This is a genomic window from Nitrincola sp., from assembly GCF_048264025.1.
In the GTDB taxonomy this organism is placed as follows: Bacteria; Pseudomonadota; Gammaproteobacteria; order Pseudomonadales; family Balneatricaceae; genus Nitrincola.
The window spans coordinates 1-15312 of the sequence record NZ_JBLXDN010000015.1 but is presented as its reverse complement, the minus strand read 5'-3'; the positions used below and the strand labels follow the sequence as shown (position 1 = coordinate 15312).

The window sequence follows — 15312 nt, the reverse complement described above, 5'->3', positions numbered from 1 at the left end:
ACCATCCTTAATTTTGGGGATATCGACTCTGGTACTAAGGTTACTGCGAATAAGTCCGCCAGCATGAGAGAATCCATGCTCTAATGTATAGAGGACGACCCATGGACCACCAACTCTCCATCGCTGACAGCGCGTTCAACGGCAAACGTCGCCAGACACGAAAAGAGAAGTTTCTCGGTCGCATGGAGAAGCTGATTCCATGGGATCGTTTGGTTGCGGTGATAGAGCCTCACTATTCCTAAGCTGGCAACGGTCGTCGCCCCTATCCGCTGGCTACCATGTTGCGGATCCACTGCATGCAACATTGGTACAACCTGAGTGACCCAGCCATGGAAGATGCTCTCTACGAGATTACATCAATGAGGCTTTTTGCCGGCCTGTCTCTCGACAAGGCGATACCGGACCACACAACCATCGTGAACTTCCACCACCTGCTGGAACGCCATGACTCGCGCGGAAAGTTTTTGAAGAGGTTTCAGCTTGGTTGAGTGAAGCTGGCGTATTGGTAAAGGAAGGCACACTGATGGACGCTACCATTATCGAAGCGCCCAGCTCTACCAAGAGCCAGTCAGGTGAGCGTGATCCGGAGATGCACCAAACGAAGAAGGGCAATCAATGGCATTTTGGCCTGAAAGCCCATATCGGTGTAGATGCCAGAACCGGCCTCACTCATAGCTTCACGACGACCACCGCGAATGAGCACGATCTCAATCAAGCAGAACATCTGTTGCATGGTGATGAAACCTTCGTGTTTGCAGACAACGGCTACCGAGGTGCAGATAAACGAGAGACCCTTCAAGGGGTTGCAGTCGACTGGTATATCGCTGAAGCGCCCAGCAAGGTCAAAGAACTGAAGAAGCATCCCCGTATAAATAAGGCACTGCTGAGGACTGAATACCGGACTTAATCGCAGTAACCTTAGCCAATGCACTGCGCACTTTCACGCCAATCTACGCAGCACAATTTTAGCCATTGAACAGCGATGAAAATTTGGTAGCATCAACAATGGGCTACGGCTGGTTAAAAGTGGCCTATTAGAAGAGGTTCCCCCACGGGCGTGGGGGCTAACGGCGACTGAGCGGCCTGGAGTCGTCTGCTTTTCAGGTTCCCCCACGGGCGTGGGGGCTAACGGTATCGCGCGTTGTTTTATGCAGGGCTAATGATGGTTCCCCCACTTGGGGGCTAACGGAATGCCCATCAATTCCGAAAAAAAGCACTAGAGGTTCCCCCACGGGCGTGGGGGCTAACGTGTTGTACAGGACTGAGTTCCCTCAGAGCCTGAGGTTCCCCCACTTGGGGGCTAATGGAATGCTCATCAATTCCGAAAAAAAACACTAGAGGTTCCCCCACAGGCGTGGGGGCTAGAGGTGCTATCCTACCAATAGTTTTAATGTAGTTTGGTTGGAGGGGGCTGGTTCTCAGTTGCTCTAAGAAAATCCGGTATTCAACATTGAATACCTAATCGCGAATTCAACTCCGAAGTGCGACACTCACCTATGATAACTATCATACAACTATAAAATTGCCCTACTTTGGCTTCTCATAAAGCATTGAGCATAAGGTAAGGTGGTGGGATAAGATGCGATTTTCCAAAAAGCTTGATGGCCATGTGATGCAGTCAGATATTGATGCAATTGACCAGGCGCGTGTTAGCTTTTTGACCGATATAGCACATGACATGCACTGCACTCCTTCCGACCTTAAAGTTCTAACATCTGAACTAGCCCTCCATATCCGATGCCTTGTTGGTGATATAGATGTGAATCTGGACGCCCCATTACCAATGGATGATGAGGCTGAATTGTAATCAGCCTAAGAAGTAATTGGGGCTATAAGTAGAGCGTTTTTATGATCAGGAGATCAGGAGCGATCTATGAAGAAGTCACGTTTTAGCAAAAGCCAAATCATAGCGATTTTGAAACAGCACGAGAACTGTGTATCCGTGCCGGACCTCGCCCGAAAGCACAGCTTCAACGGAGCTACGATCTGCCAGTGGCATACCAACATTGATGAAACGTCTGAGGGAGCTCGAAGCTGAAAATGCCCTGCTCAAGAAGATGTATCTGAAGTCGGATATTCGTGAAGAAGCCGGTTGTAAAACCACTTCAGCGCCGGGCGATGACACTAGCTGCCGTGACAATTCACGGGGTCTCGAAACAAATGCTCCCGCCAGCACACGCTGATGTCGGTGCTACCTAAGTGACCGGCAATAGGATTGGTGAAAAGGCGGGCACTATCGCCAGCAGACAACTAGGGGCTTAAAATAGGTTCGGCGGACGGTTGTGGTTAATCTGACCTTCAGTCACACTCAGAAGTGAAGCAATAAGTTACTTACAATTCGATGAAAATTCCGTCGTCTTCCCTCATTTTAGTTGCTATGGTAAGCAAGTCAGGGCTAATTAAGGGGGGATTTGTAATCGCTTCAAGGATTTCAGCTTGCCCTTTAGGACTCAATTCTAATTTTTCATGAACACGATCATATAGCCTATCAGCAGCAGCTTCACCAGATACAACACTTGAAGATGGTTCTATCACTGACATGCTTCCCCCTTTTTGGTTAAGTGCAGAAGATGGTTAGTCATGACTGCCTGCCAAACGTTGATAGTCTTGACTGCACTCTCCAGCGGAGCCCCCAGACATCAGGATAGTGCAATTATTGCTAAAGCACACGCTGAGAAATAACATCAAGTACAGCCTTAAATGCTTGGTCAGTTTCGGAATATGGGGGCAGATACTCAGGAATGGCAATCCACCAGCTCTCCTCCCCCGGCACAATGACCGAAGGTTGATCATCTAACAGAAAGGCCCGGTCCCTTCCGCAGCAAGACTTTGGCTTCAGGTTGCCCGTGGATACCATGACCGCTAGATCCGCAAACCATTCAGGCACGACTCCTTCAGCTACAAGTAGGCTCTGTATTGAGGTAACACGTTCTTCGCTGACACTTGTATAAATGAGCAAATCGCACATTTCACCAACTGTAGATAGGAACTCGTGCAAACCCGGCCTTGGAATCTGACTCACTGCATTGCTGATCAGAGTGCCTTCTAAGTCCAGACACAACAACGGCCTATTCATCTTCAGTATCCCTAAAATCCTTCTTGATGCCTAATGGGAAATCTACTCACATCAGCAAAGCACAGGGGGACATGTTAAAACAATCTCATTTTACAACCAGCTGTCTATCTATGTATTCGCCAGCCTTTAGACGAGCTATAGCTTGCAGCAAGCGTTCTGCATTTTTGGGGTTAGCCATCAAATAAGCGGTTTCTGCGTAGCCTTGTATGCCGTCGTGATCTATCACTGCAAACTGCTGGTTATTATCATTACCCAATGGAGTCTTCGACTCAGAAGAGGAGGTGTATTTATTCACATTCATTATTTTTCATTTAGATTGAATAGGGCACCAGTCAATCCGATGTTCCCTCACCCTAGCTAGTGGCTTCAAGCCCTCACAGGTCTCTTGAAGTTCATTTTCGCTGCCTCAGACTGGATAGTTTAGCGCTTCCCCCCAATTAATCGACTACAGATACCTTCTCCCCTGAATGAGCTCTTGTCATTGGACCAGCATTTTCTTCGTGGGCCTGTTGCACATAATAATAGTCGCTAAGGCGATTCACCGGAAAGGTCCAGGGAGGTGGTTGTGCTTCAACTTACCGGATGGCAGCTACACACGGCCAAAATCATCGACCCCATCTTTTTCTGAGTCGTCATCTAGCATGTGGCACGCACTACGCTCTGCCTTAAGTGTTGCCAAAGCCGAGAAAAAACAAGTTTCACACAGGTGCAGCTCGTACTGCTCTCCGTCATGCTGGGAACCATACCCCCAATCAGCCTGAAGAACACCAAACTCAGGCTCATGAGCGCTATTATTTGACGTACTGGCACCACAGACATCACAGCGAACATCCTCAACCACATCACAAACCTTCTTAGCTATGACTCTCATGATCATTTTCCTCAATTGAAGTCGACTTTTGACTCAGTCGCAGACTTGGCTGGACCGGCGCTGCAAGTTAGTAAATTCTAGATTCGGGCTTGAATCACAAACCAACTCCGGACCAACAGGCCATCAGAGCATCAATAGAGAAATTATCGATCTTGCCACTGAGCAGGTCGTTAACACTCGGTTGAGTTAGTCCCAGATGATCGGCTGCCTCTTCCTGTGTCCAACCCTTCTCTTCAACGATAGAGCGAATTATGATCATCAGGTCAGACCGGCTTTGCAGCTCTGACGCCTCTTCAGGGTCGTTGGTCACTGCATCAAAAATGCTGTTGAACACGAGTGAGCTCATAGTGGTAACTCTCTATTTTTAATAAACGACCGATACCAGCGCACTAAATGGCCGAGTTAATAACGAAATAGATGCCGGAATGACAAAAAAGTATCGAGCACACGTCAGACTGCCAATCGTGCTGCCATATCTGCTACCACTCCGTGCCGTATCTGCTGGAGCAAACGCAATTCGCCTTCCCTACTGACCCCTGCCGGACACGGGGTTGCCTCGACTTCTTCATAGATCACGGGGAGCTGCTGCTGAACTGCTTTGATCATATGACTAACTGTTTGCTTTTGTAAGCGTGGAGGGACTTTGAGAACACGACCCAGTTCTGCCAGATAGGCGGGACTCACCTCCCCTAAAGTCCTCACCGAGCCAATCTTCCACTCCAGTCTTGTATTCAACCAACCATTCTCAGGCTCATACACCGCCGTACAGAGCAGGTCATAATGTGGGGTCAGAACCACTCCTTCTGGCGACATATAGAACGACAGGTTCTTGAGATGGCTATCGGTGTTACCAATTAATAGACAGAACACAAACCAATCGAACAACAATTTCCTCGTTAACGCCTTGGTTCGACACTGCTCCACTATCGCCGTAAGCGTTTCCGGCAAACACTGCGTGTACTTGAATGTTCTGTCCAGAGACAACAGCTGGCAAGCATCAATGACATGCATCCGCTTCGCCACATCGCCTTCAAATGATCGATCGAAACGCATTACCAGGTAGGCAGGTTCCGGTACGCGAATCAGATTGACCTCCGGCACGATAAGCCCTGCGGCACGCGCCAGCTTCATCATCACAAATTCATTAATGGCACTATGCGGATACTGGTTAGGTTTGCAGTGATCGGGTTTCAGAATATGGGTAGACGGCTCAGCGGCATCAGGCTCAAACAGTTCCCCGTTATCGAAAATGATGGGCAGCTTATGCTGGGCACCAGCCAGTGACATACGCTTACTCCCACCCTGAGACAGCGGGACATCCGGAAGGGCTTTGATACGGGCTGAAAGGTCCTCACATGAAAGCGGATGTCGTCCTCCATGGCCGGGAGTCTCTTCAGGGCCTAAAAGGGTCAGCGCACCTGCTGACTCAGCGCCGAAGTGAGAGAGAAGTCCAAAGGCATCAGCCTCACTAATTTGTGCATCTGCCGCCAGCAGCGCACGTGCGCCCTCTTCAGGGAGCAAATTATCGAAGAACCACTGTATTGGTCGCCTACTCGATCCATCCTCAATGCTGCCTGCTGAACGCGGCAGCATTGGGCACAAGTCAAACATCGTCCATTTTGGATCGTAATCAAAAGCCCATAGGTTGTTATGCTCCCGAAGTGTGCCGACTCTGGTGTGGTTCGACCAAACCACTAACGTGCGATCTGAGACAGCCATTTTTCACGCCTATGGTTGGAAATAGCTGTATCTGGAGAAAGCAGCGCATTCTTGAGTAGATCGGACGCATCACCGGGTAAATCAACGGTTACCTCGATACCCAGCTCTTCCAGTAATTTCAGCAAGAGCCCGGTTTGGATCGTAGCTTTGCCCTTTTCGACATCCACCACATACTTGTGACTGCACCCAGCCATGGCTCCCAAGTCATCCTGACGAAGCCCTTGGGCTTTACGTGTAAGCCGGACAAGTGTTCCGATGTCCTCCACGCTCTCGATTTGCAGCTTCATACCGTCCTCCAAAATAACCGTACGGTTATAGTATATAGGACACCAGAACCTTTTGATGAAAATGTAACCGATCGGTTATAAAGATAACTTGCTGGCGTATGATGAATAAAAAAATAACCGATTGGTTATATTCAGTACTGATGTTAGCAGCAAGGGGAATTCAACACGGTCTGTCCTACGAGTCCATCTTGAGCCCTTTGCGCTGAACACACGTTTCCGTCCTAACCAAGCCAAGCTCCTCTCCTCAACAATGGCTCGAATTGCGGCATCAGAACAGATCGAGCTCCGGTGCTTGTTCAGGATTATCGGTTACGTCCTCTCCAACCATATAGCCAACGTTCCCCCTCTTTAGGACTTACTTCGGTGGGGTGGAAACCTCTAGCGTATATGAAATTACAGATTAATTACTGGCAGTGTATTGGCATGTTGGGTACTCGCTGCACCCCTCGAAAGTATTGCCTCCTTTCCCCACGCGACTCACCAGAAAGCCTTTCGTGCAGGCTGGGCACTCTTGCAGTGGGTGGCCGTCTAAGGTTTCCAGGCTGACTTCTTCTCCCCCAATCTGTTTCAGCTCGTTAATGTACCTTGATGGCTTACTTTGGTTCGTCAGAAGGTACACGCCTCTGCTAGCGCGAGTGATGGCGACGTAAAATAGTCGTCTCTCTTCAGCATGGGGGAAGGTTTCGGGTGATGGGATTACTAGTTGTAGCAGCTCATCATCCTCTATCCGGCTGGGTACACCAAAATTGCCTTCGCTAACGTCCAGCAGGACCGTGTAGTCAGCTTCAAGTCCTTTTGAGCGGTGAAAGGTCATGCTGCGGACTTCAATATGTGAAAACTCAGAAGATCCGCTTCGATACGGGTTTTGTATATTGTATCGTGACAGCACCAACACACTGAGTTTGGGCTTCGTTTCCGATTGCCATTTCGTGGCAATTCTTGCTGCAAATCCATTCAGTCGATTGAGGAGTTGCTGACAGGCACTTTCCATGCTGGGCTTCTCCCATTCGACCTTCACAGGGATCACTCGAATCGACCGTGGAATCTTTGGTCGGAGAGATTGAACATCCTTACTCATTTGCCCCGGATTCCGCTGCACAAAGTTAGCGGCCACCTCTGCGATCAGTTGGTTGCATCGATAAGTTTGTTGGAGTTTTCCAATCCAGCAAGAGCCAAAGTGCTGTGCGAACTGAGTGAAAAGAGTTATATCAGAGCCGGCAAACCGGTAGATGGATTGCCAATCATCACCAACGGCAAATACTTTGGTAAAAGGGCGCTGTGAGCGCAGTGCTTTGATCAGGTTTGCTCGTGGTTCGGAGATATCCTGAAATTCATCAATCAGAATTAACTTGAATGGGCTTGAGTAGTGACCATTCTCGATGAGTTTAGTGGCGTTTCCAATCATGCCTTCAAAGTCGATGCACTGTGCTTCATTCAGCTTGCTGGAGTATGCTTCAGTCAGCAACCAGACAGCGCGTGCGAAACGATCAGCTCGTGCCTCATGCCAGAGAGCTTTTGCACGTTCTAGGAGCATATCCGATGTCAGTTGTGCTGATCGAATATGTTTTATGCAGACTCTGACCAGATTGTGATACCGCCGTATGACATCCGGCTCCAGCGCATTCAGGATTTGATCTGGACTGCGTGGTGTTGGTTTAAGGCCACGTTTGCGTAGCTGAGCTTCGAGGACTTCTAGTAAGCTATCATCATTGGCTTGGGCACTGCTGGTTTCAAAAAAACTGATCCCGGCCTGGCAATATCCCTCTCGCTTCTGCTCTGTGTGTTCGACGTAATTCTCAAACGGCGACGTACCATCCTTGTTGATGGCAAAGTGCTCGTGATAGGTGTCTATCTGTGGGTAGTAGAAATCTGGTTGAACATTTGCCCGCGCATTCTACGAGTCAATTTCGCGTAGCGGAATGACTCGTTAGTCTAGCGGGACCGCCCCTCCTTTACTCATTGGGCGTCTATGTTAGCCTGAACCCACAATGAAGATTACCCGCACCGAAAAATGGACATTACGCCCTGTGGCAGACGACCGACAGGCACTACGCGACACGATAACGCTGTACCAGCGTTACGTGCGTGCCCTGTCGTCTGTCTGCATGGCCCACTGGCCGAATATCGGCGTCCTGACCGGTAATGACGTGATCATGATGGTGGAAGGTCTTATACACCCGACGACCAATCGGCCGTCGGTGCGCTACGCCTACTTCCAGCGGGTGTTTTACAAGTTCCCGTCCTACCTTCGGCGTTCTGCGATCATGGATGCTGTAGGGCAGGTGCGCTCGTTTCTGAGCCGGTACGATCAGTGGCAAACCGCCACTGATCGACGGCACAAGCATGAGCGCCCGCCGACGTTCGGGGTCAGCAACAGCTTCCCGTCGCTGTACAAAGGCCAGTGCATCAAGTACGCCGACGATCTCAGCTTCGCTGAAATCAAGGTGTATAAAAACAATGACTGGGTGTGGCTAACGGTACCAATCAAGAAGACCGGTAAGCGTGCCGCTGACGTGAGCCAGAAGCGGGCCTCCCCACTTCTGGTGGTACGGATAAGCAAGTCTCGCTCGCTGTTCCGTTCGAACAAACAATCACCCTGAGTCCCAAGAATGCAGAAGTTGTCTGCGCTGTAGACCTCGGTATCAACACATCGATCACGGCTTCGGTTGTGCGCTTAGACGGCACTGTACTGGGACGGCGGTTCATCCGCCGCCCCAGTGACATAGACCGTTTGCACAAGCGACTGTCGATGATCCGTACGGCAGCCAAGAAGACCAAGCGAATGTCACGCGGCTTCGCCGCCAAGTGGTATCGCAAAGGGTTCAATATTGCCAAGAACAGCGCCCACCAGATGACGCGAGAGCTTGTCAAGTTCGCCGCCTCACTGGGTGCGACCACCCTGGTGTTCGAGAACCTGAAGGGCTGGCGCCCCAAAGGCCCTCGTTACGGTCTTCGAAAGAAGTTCCACACGTGGCTTCACCGTCGAATTGTCGAATTCACTGAATGGAAGTGGCGCGAGCACTCAGGCCGTATGGCCTTCGTACCTGCACTCGGCACCAGTAAATGGGCCTGCGACGGCAGCGGCGAGGTGACGCGAAGCGTCAACGGGAACTACTCTGTCTGTAGATTCAAAAACGGCAAGGTGTACAACTGCGACCTGAATGCAACCTACAACATTGCCGCTAAATTTTTTCTGAGAGGCCGTGAGGCTGATCAGTTGGAGCCGGGCCAAAGTCCCGACTCCAAGCCGAGAATACCGGCCACGTTATCTCTGCTTTGGACGGCTCCCGCCCTTCAAAGCGCAGCGTAACCTAAGATACCGCGATTCAATTTTGCACAGCGAAATGAGTCGTCGGAGTATTCATCATAACGCCGTTCACCGCCCTTTTCTCCGATGGGTATCTGAAGCTCGTACTCGAAAGGTATAGAGTTCAACCAAAGCCAGTTAGCAATGCGTTGCTCTTGCAGGGATTTTACATAAATACCCGACAGCGTGGAGATAGTTGCTCCGTTACGGCGATTACGATCACTGATATACCGGCGAAAATCCTCCTCGGAATCAAATACTTCAACCGGAGCATCCGCCTTGGGATAGAGAACCAATAGTTGTGTCCAGAGCTTCTCAAAAACAGGGTTACTCTGCCGCAATTCGTTGATCATCTGGTCGATAAGCTTGGACTCGCCGGCAGGATGGTCAACCCAATTGGCCAGTTGAGGTGGTTTTCCTTCAACCTGTTGAATGATACTTCGACCCAGCGCATGAAAGGTTGAAACCTGACAAACAAGGTTAGCTGCGTTTACCTTGAGCTGTTCTGCCAGACGTTCACGGAGTTCTTTGGCAGCATCATTATTAAAGGCCAGTACCAGGATCTCTTCCGGCCGGCACAGCCCTTTATCCAACACATAGGCCACCTTTCCTACCATCGTAGCCGTCTTGCCGGAGCCTGCTGATGCGATGAGCAGATTGTTGTTTTCTAGTCGAATACAGGCTTCACGCTGTTCCTGTGATAGTGAGCGGCCATCAAGATCACTGAAAAACATATCGTAGCGGGTTAGTTCTGATGCGATAAATCTTGAGTTGTAGCGCTGGCGCTCATCACGATCGGCCAGCATGGATAGGGATGCCGGGAACTGATGAACAATTGCCTGTGGCACTCGCTCAATATCGAACAACGGGTGGGCAATGGCTTTGGCTGCATTACCGGATACGGAAGCAATCGTCTGATTGATGTCACCAAGGGCCAGGTACTGGTGTCCGCTCCGGGTTAGCGTCTGGATCGCTTCGTCGATCTCAATCAGCTGCGCTTTGTCGCTCTCTATCGTGGAAACCAGATAATGATTGATTGCGCAAAGTAGTTGTTCAGAGAGGGTAACCGCCGCCTCGCTACTTAGCCCTCCAAGGATGTCTGTGCGCCCTGTAGAGCGAATCTCAATAGCTGACCAGAGGAGACCTTTACGGGTGGCAATGGCTGTGATCGTGGCGAACGGCAGTTCAGTGGACTGTTTGAGTGAAAGCCTTAGCCGGTCAGGGATCTTGGGTGTGAAGGCTAGTTTCCATTTTCGGGGTAGAAACAGACTTGCCCAGAATCCTGGCTTGGCGGTGAACTGCTTTGATCCCAAAAGGTAACCCTTCATCCGTGCTGTAAAGCGCCGATAATATCATTCGTAGAGGTTGTTGTTCATCGGGGAGCTGTTTTTTGAATTTGGCATTTTTCAACGGATCCAAGGCTCACTATACCCATGGTTATTAGCGTAAGGGTCCGCGAGTTCGAATAGAAACAGCACGATGTGATCTGGTTTTTTTGGTATTTTATCTGTATAAATAAACAGTATTTTTGATGCGTGGCCTAGACGGTCAAATACTCGGAACGTTGATACAAATAGCACCGGATTGAAACATGCGCGATACCCTAGCATTCCAAAATGAAGACAGGTTACGTCGAGAAAGCATCGCTTACATGCTGCTATTGCTGGCGGGTGTTGTCGGTGCTCATCGGTATTATCTAGGAAACTGGGCCTCAGCGGTCATCATGACCATTCTGGGCGTGGCGGCGGTGTATTTTTTCGTGAATGAGATATCCAAATGGGAATACTTAATCTTCGCCCTAGCCCTTTGGTGTCTGCTGGATCTAGTCTATATCCATCGTGTAGTGCAACAGCGCCGGCAACAGGTATACGATTTGAAACCAGTTATGCAACTTTATCGTTAGAGGTTTGAGGGTTCTGCGGTATTGATAGGTTGTTCTTGGTGAAATGTTAGCAATGATAGGGCATTCAGCCCAGTTGTATGTTGCCCACCACTCCCTGTGTGTAGCTCACCACCGGGATCTGTATGTTGCCCACCACTGGGATCTGTATGTTGCGCACCACCGGCAGCTGTATATTGCCCACCAACGTCCTCTGAGTGCTGCCCACAACTTTTCGTAGTTTTTTGATATTCAACTGCCCTCTAGGAAAAATATCGAACCAGACTGAATAGCCCGCCGTTTCTGGTCTGTAAAGGTCCTAATTGCGTTTACGCATTGTTTTCTACCCTACCAGCAGTTCCAATTTTGAGACTTTGCTTAAGATAGTATATTCATACTGCCCATACAGGCTTGGTGGGCAAATCGGCCAAGTTGCAAATACAAACGTGGTGGGCTAATCGGCCAAGTTACACATACAGACGTGGTGGGCTAATCGGCCAAGTTACACATACAGACGTGGTGCGCAACGTATCCGTAATACATACACAACTGTGTGGGCTAGTAGTAGGGAATAGCGGTTCCGTTGTTAATCTCGCGGGCTATCCCCCGCAGCGATCGCAAGAGCAGTTAAGGTCCACCGCTCCACTGCCTATTGGGAGTTAAGCGTAACGGCGACCAGAACATGTACGAGCCAGAGAATGCGCATCAGAGAGCCTGCGTCGCCGTGCTAGCTCCCACAAACGTCGCGTGTCAGAACTGGTCGTAAGGTATGTTGAAATGACGCTTTCTTGGTTATGTAGCCCTGAGCAAATCAGCGGTATTGGTAAACTCATTGGTCTACCGGTCAGTCATGAATGGATCTACTGCCATATTGCCGCTCTCGGTCGACGAGCGTCCCGCTATTGTGGATGCACAGACACGCTTTGGTGGCTGGGAAATTGATACAGTACTGGGTAAACACGGAACCGGTGCTTTGGTGACGTTGGCTGAACGCAAAAGCCCCTTGTATCTGGTACGTAGAGTTGAGTCCACACGAGCGACATTCTTGAGTGAAGCGGTTGTCGCCATGTTCAAGCCTTATACTGATCATGTATATACGATCACGGCAGACAACGGAAGCGAGTGTGTAGAGTACCAAACAATCGCCAAGGCATTGAATGCACGGTTTTATTTTGCTCATCCTAACTCCTCAATGGAGAGTGCTGAACGAAAATTTTAACGGTCTACTACGTCACTTCATCCCGAAAGGTACGGATCTGCTATTAGTTACTTACGAGGATTTTTGCCAGGTAGAGAAAAGGTTAAATCTAAGGCCCCGTAAGTGTCTCGGGTTCAGGTAGCCTGAGGTTGTGTTTCGTGAATACCTTCAAGCTGCAAAGGCGGGTGTCGCACTTTAAAGTTGAATCCGTGCTTAGCAAAATTCCGCGTAAACCCTCGCCTCCGAATGGGCGGGGATATAGGCGGACAGTGCGAAGCAGCGTGGCAAACTCAGGTGTATATCCGTTCCCCTTTGTGGTGCTACCACCGCAAAGATCGCAGACAACATCGCTGACAGCTTCAATGGTTTGCGGGGTCATGACTTTCATAGTTGTTCTCCAGATGTATGCAGGTTGTGACCAGATCTCATTCGTTCAGGCTGCGCCGACCACCATGGCGGTCATATGTATTATTCCTTGGCTTAATACCTAGATATCACTGAAATGATGTCATAGGGGCGCAGTGCTTAGAGGATTTCCGAACTGACGCCAGGCAAGCAGAGTGGATGCCTTGAAGCCGAGATGCATTAATCTAAGCTCAATCTCTGCATTATTTCATATAGATCTGCGACTTTACCCTGAGTCATCACGTCCATAGCGCTACGGCCATCAAAGAAAGGGGCGCTGTTTGGCTTCTTTACCCACCTATAGACAGAAGCCGGATCTGAAAACTGTGTTCTCAGCAGTGCATGGATATTGAGCAGATATGAAAGTCTTTCCATGGTATCCAGTGAAATATCTATCGTAACTGGGTCGCGTAGGTAATCGTCAAATACGGCTTCGGTTTCAACTCCCAGCAGTGCCATCTGCTCCTCTGTGGTGCACCCCCATTTTTCTAATATGTTTAACACTGCTAGCAATGCGGCATGACGCTGTTGCTGGGGTATGTGGCTGTTAGCTGTAAATGTTGATTCACTCATGGCTCTTGCTCTTCAAAGTGGCCTTCCCCCTGAATTGGATCCAATCAGCTGGATGAGCCGGGTGGGAGTTCGTGAACGATGAACCAGTTTTAACTTGGTCCCGCTGCAAAGGTGTTTGGTAAGCAAGAGTCTGGTTGATATACCGAAAAAATAGGTGGAATACCTGCTTCAATGCCAACCATCCTTCTATGGCAGCAAAGTGGATTGAGCCGTGCTTAACGCTGCGCCAGACTTTGTCCCACGAATATGTTGTCATATTAGCAACCTTTGCAGATCATGGTCAGAGTTCTGTGCTCTTAGAGAGCGTTTGTAAACACCACTGTCATTTAACAGTGCGCTCTGATCAGTGTTGAAAAAGTCTGGGTTTCCGATTTTTGCTCATCACCGTGTAGGTACTTCTGACTGCCGTATGAAGTGCTGCCCTGTGCGGGGTCAAACATTGTCAAAAGCCGCAATTACATCCTTAATGTTGAGAAACATGCGGTCCTCCTCACCATCAAAGTACTGAAAACCGAACTTCTCGTAGAATGAACAACGACCGCACTCATCACTGGGCTATCAGACCCCTCTGGAGTTCGCATCTGCGTTCCGGCAGCAGGAAATAGACTCAACAACCAACAACATTACTAGAAGCCGGTTGGATTAAATGCCGAGGGCAGGTCAGGGCTACCTAGAAGTGAATCGATATGCCCGAACGGGTCTGCCATGATTTACTTGAGTCCTCGTGATTTTTTCGCTGTTCCCTGAAGCTGCATGATCGATAGTCACCCTATAGCTCATGCTGGATTTCATCCAAAGTGAGACACCCTTTTCCCCCAAATATTGCTTCCGTGCCACACTTACCTTCAAATTGGTATGCTGCGCTGGTGCCGCTCGATAGCCTCGATCATGGATTGGGTCAGGGGCAAGTGCGCTTTTTCTTTCGCCCAAACTTCATTGAAGCCTGCAACGGTTTCCTTGGCTATTTCCAACACCCACTTTTCCGGCAACATGGCTTTCGCGGCCAAGTGTGATAACTCATCTAACGTGAAGTCGCTGAACTTTTTACTGCGGCTGACCTTTAGGGCCGCGCTATCATCGGGGATATAGGGTACGGTCGAAACAAAGTCATACGCGGGGGCAATCGATGCTGTGTGCTTATCTTTGTATATCACCGACCAATTTTTCAGGTGCATATCCGCATTGCCTATGAGCGTATTGAAGACCAATCGGCGGGTAAATTCGGCAATGTCTTCATCTTGACCTTCTATGCCCAGCACCTGAGCAATATTACGCATACTGGCTTTTTGGTACTTGTCGTGAGGGTATACGCCAAACACCTGGGCAAAGTCCTCAATATGTATGGCACGGCCATCCGCACGATCAAAACGCTTGATCACAAAGGCACTTTCACCAAACTGTCCGATCCCTTCCGGGATATTGGCAATCTGATTAATCGGCAGCAGCTGGGTCTCTGGCACATCGATTCCCAGCATACGTGCCAATTCCATCATCGAATATTCATTTTCGGGTACAGCTTCGAATCGAGACGACGGCAATTTCACGATCCATGAGCCGCCCTGACCTGTTGCCGGGATCGTTAAACCACCCTTTGTCTGTTGCACGGCGGAAAATTTCAACTGCACACCCGCTAATGAAAAGCGCATGGGTGCCTCACGTTTCGGATCACCTTGCGTTTCGTTGTGATAATTTGGTGGGAGCACTTCACCATTGGCTGGCTCTACTGTGATCGCACCTGGCAAGTCTTGTCCGAGTGCCCACAATAGAAAAAATTCCCGAGCCGGGTTCACGCCTGCACGCTCTGCCAAGTAGTGGCGCATCCTTTCTTCTGGCAGTAGATTAGAGAAAAATGGAAGCAATCGGGTTTGGGTTGGTTTGAAATCAGTCAGCAAGCCGCCCAGCGAATCTTTAAAGCCAAGCCCTAACACCGGTCGCGATTCATCATTGATGTAGCCATCTGTAAAAGCAAATAGCGTTCTGTCATGACCCACGTTGGT

At 49.6% G+C, this 15312-nt stretch carries 15 protein-coding genes and 3 pseudogenes; 7 read left to right on the top strand and 11 right to left on the bottom strand.

Going from position 1 to position 15312, the window contains the following annotated elements; translation table 11 throughout:
- Positions 1–101: 101 nt before the first annotated feature.
- The 3 genes and pseudogenes from ACN0R1_RS12235 to ACN0R1_RS12225 all read left to right on the top strand — a co-directional run.
- Positions 102–898: pseudogene (locus tag ACN0R1_RS12235) on the top strand (IS5 family transposase); the annotation flags it as partial.
- Positions 899–1579: 681 nt separating this feature from the next.
- Positions 1580–1807, top strand: coding sequence for a hypothetical protein (locus tag ACN0R1_RS12230; RefSeq protein WP_417583225.1), 228 nt, complete (start codon positions 1580–1582; stop codon positions 1805–1807).
- Between the two features lie 66 nt (positions 1808–1873).
- Positions 1874–2154: pseudogene (locus tag ACN0R1_RS12225) on the top strand (transposase); the annotation flags it as partial.
- A 177-nt stretch (positions 2155–2331) separates the two neighbouring features.
- Here the strand turns inward: ACN0R1_RS12225 and ACN0R1_RS12220 are convergent.
- The 8 genes from ACN0R1_RS12220 to ACN0R1_RS12185 all read right to left on the bottom strand — a co-directional run bounded on the left by ACN0R1_RS12220 (position 2332) and on the right by ACN0R1_RS12185 (position 7514).
- Entirely contained in the window at positions 2332–2541 is a 210-nt protein-coding gene (locus ACN0R1_RS12220) for a hypothetical protein (RefSeq protein ID WP_417583223.1), read from the bottom strand.
- 118 nt (positions 2542–2659) lie between these two features.
- Entirely contained in the window at positions 2660–3076 is a 417-nt protein-coding gene (locus ACN0R1_RS12215) for an NIF family HAD-type phosphatase (RefSeq protein ID WP_417583221.1), read from the bottom strand.
- 85 nt (positions 3077–3161) lie between these two features.
- Entirely contained in the window at positions 3162–3377 is a 216-nt protein-coding gene (locus tag ACN0R1_RS12210; protein ID WP_417583219.1) for a hypothetical protein, read from the bottom strand.
- 288 nt (positions 3378–3665) lie between these two features.
- Positions 3666–3947, bottom strand: a complete 282-nt coding sequence (locus ACN0R1_RS12205) for a hypothetical protein (protein ID WP_417583217.1) — start codon at positions 3945–3947, stop codon at positions 3666–3668.
- Between the two features lie 94 nt (positions 3948–4041).
- Entirely contained in the window at positions 4042–4293 is a 252-nt protein-coding gene (locus tag ACN0R1_RS12200; protein WP_417583215.1) for a helix-turn-helix domain-containing protein, read from the bottom strand.
- Between the two features lie 104 nt (positions 4294–4397).
- The gene (locus tag ACN0R1_RS12195; RefSeq protein ID WP_417583213.1) at positions 4398–5666 is read right to left on the bottom strand and encodes a HipA domain-containing protein; all 1269 of its coding nucleotides are present in this window, start codon (positions 5664–5666) and stop codon (positions 4398–4400) included.
- A complete protein-coding gene (locus ACN0R1_RS12190) occupies positions 5642–5953 on the bottom strand; it encodes a helix-turn-helix domain-containing protein (RefSeq protein ID WP_417583211.1) in 312 nt (103 codons plus the stop codon). The genes ACN0R1_RS12195 and ACN0R1_RS12190 overlap by 25 nt, the downstream gene beginning before the upstream one ends.
- Positions 5954–6353: 400 nt before the next feature.
- Positions 6354–7514: a UvrD-helicase domain-containing protein gene (locus ACN0R1_RS12185; RefSeq protein ID WP_417583382.1), complete on the bottom strand. Its 1161-nt coding sequence runs from the start codon at positions 7512–7514 to the stop codon at positions 6354–6356.
- 427 nt (positions 7515–7941) lie between these two features.
- Between ACN0R1_RS12185 and ACN0R1_RS12180 the strand changes: the two genes are divergently transcribed.
- Both ACN0R1_RS12180 and ACN0R1_RS12175 read left to right on the top strand, forming a co-directional pair.
- Positions 7942–8553 carry a hypothetical protein gene (locus tag ACN0R1_RS12180; protein WP_417583209.1) on the top strand — a complete coding sequence of 204 codons (612 nt, stop codon included), beginning with the start codon at positions 7942–7944 and terminating at the stop codon, positions 8551–8553.
- Positions 8554–8702: 149 nt separating this feature from the next.
- Positions 8703–9263, top strand: coding sequence for a hypothetical protein (locus ACN0R1_RS12175; RefSeq protein WP_417583207.1), 561 nt, complete (start codon positions 8703–8705; stop codon positions 9261–9263).
- Here ACN0R1_RS12175 and ACN0R1_RS12170 read toward each other — a convergent pair.
- Positions 9248–10573, bottom strand: coding sequence for a UvrD-helicase domain-containing protein (locus ACN0R1_RS12170; RefSeq protein ID WP_417583205.1), 1326 nt, complete (start codon positions 10571–10573; stop codon positions 9248–9250). The two genes, ACN0R1_RS12175 and ACN0R1_RS12170, sit on opposite strands and share 16 nt — an antisense overlap.
- A gap of 278 nt (positions 10574–10851) precedes the next feature.
- Here ACN0R1_RS12170 and ACN0R1_RS12165 point away from each other — a divergent pair, with 278 nt between their 5' ends.
- Together ACN0R1_RS12165 and ACN0R1_RS12160 are read left to right on the top strand one after the other, a co-directional pair.
- Positions 10852–11163, top strand: coding sequence for an NINE protein (locus ACN0R1_RS12165; protein ID WP_417583203.1), 312 nt, complete (start codon positions 10852–10854; stop codon positions 11161–11163).
- A 566-nt stretch (positions 11164–11729) separates the two neighbouring features.
- Positions 11730–12479, top strand: a pseudogene (locus ACN0R1_RS12160) (IS30 family transposase); the annotation flags it as partial.
- Positions 12480–12922: 443 nt separating this feature from the next.
- Here ACN0R1_RS12160 and ACN0R1_RS12155 read toward each other — a convergent pair.
- Entirely contained in the window at positions 12923–13315 is a 393-nt protein-coding gene (locus tag ACN0R1_RS12155; RefSeq protein ID WP_417583201.1) for an antitoxin Xre/MbcA/ParS toxin-binding domain-containing protein, read from the bottom strand.
- 845 nt (positions 13316–14160) lie between these two features.
- A partial coding sequence (locus ACN0R1_RS12150) for a type II toxin-antitoxin system HipA family toxin (RefSeq protein ID WP_417583199.1) occupies positions 14161–15312 on the bottom strand: 1152 nt, incomplete at its 5' end.